The following is a 5,475-nucleotide window of genomic DNA, read 5'->3' as shown; positions in this document are numbered from 1 at the left end:
TTCTCAACCCTGTGCGAGGGCGCTGCCCTCGCACGGTACTTGTGTTGATAGATTAGCCCCAGGGGAGAGAGGGCCTTACGTTGCATACCGTTAACCTGACTTCGTTACCCTGAGCCGGGGCTTGCTCTTCTTGCGGTTCCGCGTCAGGAATGCGCCTTTGCGGGCGAGCGAAGGGCGACGGAATGGCACGGGTGAGGGCGGATGTGGCGCTGGTGGAACGCGGGCTGGCGGAAAGCCGGGCCAAGGCGCAGGCGCTGATCCTGGCCGGACTGGTTTATTCCGACACCAAGCGCATCGACAAGGCCGGCGACCTGATCGCGGCGGAGGCGCCGCTGGCGGTCAAGGGGCAGGACCATCCCTGGGTGTCGCGCGGCGGATTGAAGCTGGCGAAGGGGTTGGACGTCTTCGCCATCGACCCGACCGGGTTGACCGCCGTCGACGTCGGCGCTTCCACCGGCGGCTTCACCGATGTTCTGCTGACCCGCGGAGCGGCCAAGGTCTACGCCGTCGATGTCGGTCACGGCCAGTTGGCCTGGAAGCTGCGCAACGATCCGCGCGTGGTGGTGCTGGAGAAGACCAACGCCCGCCACCTGACCGCCGCCGAGATCCCGGACCCCGTCGATCTCGTGGTGTGCGACGCCAGCTTCATCGGGCTGGAGATCGTGCTGCCGGCGGCGCTGGCCCTCGTGGTGCCGGGGGGGCGGCTGGTCGCCCTGATCAAGCCGCAGTTCGAGGTCGGCAAGGGCCGGGTCGGCAAGGGTGGCGTGGTCCGCGAGCCGGAACTGCACCAGGAGGTCTGCGACCGCATCCGGACGTGGCTCGACGCGCTTCCGGGCTGGCGGGTGCTGGACGTCACCGAAAGCCCGATCACCGGGCCGGAGGGGAACAAGGAATTCCTGATCGGCGCGGTGAAGTGTTTTTGTTGACCGATATAGCCTCCTTCATCGTCTTCAGCTTGGCACCGTCTTAAAGAGGTAAAAAGGCTGTTCATCACATCTCCCGACCCAACGAGTTGCGCCGCCTGCGACACATTCGGAGTGCTTGCCACGTCCTATACTCGCGTTTATGATCGATTTTCGCATTTGGCGTGCGCATCTCTCGGCTCTTGAGCGGAGGTAAACGTAGATCATGAGGATTATGCAGGCTGTCGTTACCGCTTCTACTGCATGGCTCTTGGCGACGGCGGCCTTTGCGCAAGGCACTTGTCCGGCTAATGGAAATAGGGATCTGAAGCTCGAACTGATTAGACTCGGACGAGACAAAGTTATGGATGGCGATCGGAGAGTGGATCGCATCTATGGCGACATCGGCGTCAACGGACAGAACATTGGCCGGTTCTACGAGAACCCCGAGAAATTGATTACCACCGGGACCTATCAAGGTGTCCTACGCTACCGATCCGATAAGAATTTCGTGCAATCCAGCTGTGGAGAGATCGCCCGCGATGGTGATTTCTTGCTTGAAATTGCCGGGGTGAAGCGAGCGGATGGCAAGCCGCGCACAGCTATACTCCTGCATCCCGGTTTCTTGCCTAGCCATTCTGAAGGCTGTATTCTCATGGGGCCTCGTAAACGTGGCGCCGATGCGAAGCCGTTGCCCCTGGACGCGGATAGTCCGCTCGTGAAGCTCCGCCGTGCCTTTTACGGCACGGACAACCCAATCGCCTGCCCAGACCGAGGGATTACCATTATTGTAAGCGGCGGTTAAGAAAGCACGCTAGTCATCTTGACGTTGCGCTTGCATCCACTGCTTGGAAGCGGCTGTCGAGGAGACGCCAAAGCAAGATGGTGCGTTCCGTCTTGAGTGGACAGGAGCGCTTAGGAGCCAAGCTGTATGGTGCCAGTAGATCGCAGTTCTCGATTGGGATAAATATACATAAATTTACCTGTAGCACATGCGAAACGAGAGGCGGGAGAGTATTTTCATTATGTAAAAATGTAAAATATACATAATTGTTATGCTGTTTATAATTTCCCTTACCGAAATAAGATCTCCTATCGATCGTCATTGTGTGTCGTTGACTTCGCTTTATTTTCTTATACCATAAAAGTTGAGGATATCAAAGTAAGAGTCTATAACACTCGAAATATGTGAGGCGATATGACTCGATGTCTTGCAATTTTTATTATGGCCTTCTGTGTAATCTTTTCTGGACTTGGAAAGCCCGCGTTGTCACAAGCTGACGATTGCGCCATCGTTCCAACTGCATTTGTCGATGCGCGGGCTATTGGGGCTGATGAAGGGAGAGTGGCTGCATTGGTCCACTTCTGCCGGGCGATGGCACATGCTCAACCGGCGGCGCTGCTTCCACGGGGAACACACCTCGCACTCCGTGCCATGGCTGATCTTCTGGTTGCCAAGGGTAGTGCCGAATTGAAAAATGGTATAAATCTCGACCACCATTTACTCATGGTGCTTCCATACTATTCCCAGCAGCTCTATCAAGACGCTCAATCTCGTTTCCAGAATCTATCCAAATCAGCGGTTAAACCGGACTTGACCGCTGCCCTTCTTCGCCCGAATTGTATAGAGCATCCGTCAGGTCTTAACTGTTATGGACTTCCACAAAATCCGGAAATGCTTCGAGGGGCTTTTTCCAAAGAGCTTGAAAGATGTGCGGAAGCTCCTGGGAGTGGTGCCCCTGAGGGCTGCCGGTTGCGTATAGACGATGCGGCTGTTTCAGTCGCGATCGCATCGGAATACTTGATACCATTTATCCAGGATCAAATGGCTCATGCGCCAAGACTGTCTCAGTCTTGCGTCAATGGTTCCGATGCATTCCGCTGCTTCCAGGCTCTTTTGGCAACGGTTGAGCGTGCAGCTGAAATGTTCATGGGACAAAAAGAACTGGCTGGCGCCCTTGATTATTATTCTCGGCAGAGTGGATTAGAAAAATTAGCAAATATACTCCCGGCAAGTAGTGATTTTATTGCTCACTGGACATCCAATGTTCCGGATGTACTAAGAAATCCATCCGAAATTCATGGAATCTTCTTTTTGGCTCCGGATGTTTTTTCCTGGATCAGTGACAATGCGCCCTCCTATCAGAGGGTGGTTGCTCAGATCCGGGACGATATGAATGCTGAGCGGCTTGCCGTCGCCAAACTGGGTCGTGCCTATCTGGATGAACTTGTCGCCGATGCAGTGTCGCAACGCGAGCAACTTGCGGCAAATTTTCCGAACGACATCAAAGATATCGATTTGATAATTGATAAATGGAAAACGGAAAGTCAAAAATTTTTAGAATATGAACCTGAAGTGCTTATCGTTAAAGTCTCTCGAATGGCAGAAAATGTGCTCGGGATCGAGCAGAAGGTATTGTTTGTAAAAAGTAAAATAGCAAAGCAGTTGTCGCGTGAATGTATGAATTCGGCAAAAGGTTTTTCAAAATCCGGTGTATTCGAGGTGTGTTTTGATGAAATGTCGAGGGAATTCGGTGCAGCCGGATTTCGGTTCAGTTTTGTTCCGTGCACATCACCGAGCAGAAATTGCGATATAGTCGGCCACCTCGACTTGCTCCTAAAGTTGCGTAAAACTGAAAACGATAGTCATAGCCTAATACCCATTGCGCTCGGCGTTACTAATCTCCATGGAACGATCTTGGCAGATAGCGAGACCCTGCACGTCCTCCGGCCGCCGGCACCGGCTTACAATCTCGACATACGGCAGATGGAGCAAAGCGTCGGGTCGCTGCTGCAATATCCTTTCCAGCTTAAACTCGACAGTGAACAGGTGGAGATTGCCGATGGGCCGATCGTCATAATGACGGTTCGTCCGACTTTCTCCTTACCAGGCATGCCCCCTCTAGCTCCCTTTCGTGTTTCTATGGGACCAGCCGGCCTAAAGGTCGCGGATGACCTTGCGCCGACATTGCGTGCGGCCGTTATCAAACAGATTGGTTTCGCGTTACAGTATCGCCAGATAGCTGTTGCGGGGCTCAAGGTAAAGCTCGATGCTGGCGGGTTCGAGCGAGCAGCCGGATGTGATGCCGTAAACGGCGGCACGGCTGTTAATTTGGAGGGTGAGGCCGATCTTCGACCGGCTTTCGGTTATGCTCCACGCGTTTCACTGAACATCTCCTGCAATGGACAGATGCAACTTGCGCTCAGCAATGGGAGCGCCCAGGCCATCCTTAACGAAATTCTTGCCAAGGGACGGCAGGTGCTTCCTGTGAAGGCTGCGGCTGTGGGTGCTGTTGTTGATGGCACCAAAATTCAATTTGGTCTGGAAATTGTCGAGGGATGCAGCAAGATCCTGACTATTGATCTGGCGACTTCCAATATCTTGGAGTCCGCCAACGGAGAGATCGCCACCGCCGTCGCGAGCTGCGCGGCAATTACTGCGGCACGGCGAGCGTCATCGAATATTCCGCCTTTCGCAGACTTGCCTCTTCAATCCGACGGAGATAGAGCTTGTACAGCCGATCTGCCGGTTCTCGGCCGTATATGTCTTTCGCCACTCAAGAACATCGGCAATGCACGGCTTGGGCAAATCCATGTCGAGAGCGACGGCAAGTTCATCTCGGCGGTTAGGAAGCAGCTCGGCTTCGCATCTCCTATCGTCGATGCTTTGCAACTGCGCGACGGGCCACGATTAGTGTTGCCTTTGCGAGTGACCATTCCCGGTCTCACGGAGCCGGTTTCGACAGAGCTTCCGGTAACCGGAAACATGAATTTGGCTGATGCCCTGAACTCTTCTCTCGCGGCCGCGATTGACGCGAAGCTACGCGGGAAGCGTGCCAGGGTTGGCCCGGTTGAGGTCAACGTCATCCGTGTGAATGGCGATGCGGGCGGATTATTCGTGACGGGGCAGGTATACTACGGTGAATTAGGAGCCGGAATAAGGATCAGGCTGATACCATCGTTGAGCGTTTCTGCGGATGCGCCTGGCGATAGAGAGATTACGGAGCTGATCGCAAGTCTCGGCATGCGGGTTCTCGGCAGTCCGCCGATCGAGGTGAGTATCGGTCCTGATGGGGTTCCGATCTTGCATTGGCCTGTCAGGCTGAAGGTGCCTCTCTTCGACAGCGGGGGCTTCGAGGCTTCTACCATCGTCAATGCTCGGGCCAACGGCAAGCTTCGCCTTGGTTCTGTCGGCGTTACAGTGCCGGGTTGGCTTACCGTCGGCTATTTCGCCATCGGACGGGCCACCATCCAGGTCGACCTGGATCATCCCGAGAATGTTGCGTTGGGTGCGCTGTTGACGATTGCGCCGGGTGAAGGCGTCAGTGAGCTGGCCCGGTTGCGTGGCAATCTCCGTCATGATGCGAATCGGAAACGGGTGGAAATCGACGGAGACCTCGCGCTCGCAAGCATTCCGCTGGGGAAGTCGGATGGCTATTGGGACTACCAGAAGGGTGTCCTGGATCTGCAGGCCGGCTCCGCCACGGATGGGCTTCCCTTTCCTCGAGGGCGACTAGAGGCTGTTAGGGACTCGGGGTAGCCGCACGCGGTGTGGTTGCCCAGATATTGGAGA

General features: G+C 55.1%; 3 protein-coding genes. All 3 read left to right on the top strand.

All coding sequences use genetic code 11. From position 1 onward, the window contains the following. Positions 1-182: 182 nt before the first annotated feature. The 3 genes from JHL17_RS04450 (at position 183) to JHL17_RS04440 (ending at position 5,442) form a co-directional block, all read left to right on the top strand. Positions 183-926 (top strand): TlyA family RNA methyltransferase, encoded by a 744-nt coding sequence (locus tag JHL17_RS04450; RefSeq protein WP_200190852.1) that lies wholly within the window; start codon positions 183-185, stop codon positions 924-926. A 358-nt stretch (positions 927-1,284) separates the two neighbouring features. Further along, entirely contained in the window at positions 1,285-1,707 is a 423-nt protein-coding gene (locus JHL17_RS04445; protein ID WP_200190851.1) for a hypothetical protein, read from the top strand. Positions 1,708-2,169: 462 nt separating this feature from the next. After that, the gene (locus tag JHL17_RS04440; RefSeq protein ID WP_200190850.1) at positions 2,170-5,442 is read left to right on the top strand and encodes a hypothetical protein; all 3,273 of its coding nucleotides are present in this window, start codon (positions 2,170-2,172) and stop codon (positions 5,440-5,442) included. The last annotated feature ends 33 nt before the right edge of the window (positions 5,443-5,475 follow it).

This window comes from Azospirillum endophyticum (genome assembly GCF_016595245.1).
In the GTDB taxonomy this organism is placed as follows: Bacteria; Pseudomonadota; Alphaproteobacteria; order Azospirillales; family Azospirillaceae; genus Azospirillum; species Azospirillum endophyticum.
Note: the sequence above shows the minus strand (reverse complement) of the source record. Positions and strands in the feature narration are given on the sequence as shown.

What these genes read in the sequence shown, in the direction of transcription:
- JHL17_RS04450 (WP_200190852.1), top strand. Translation starts at nt 183, where the DNA reads ATGGCACGGGTGAGGGCGGATGTGGCGCTGGTGGAACGCGGGCTGGCG.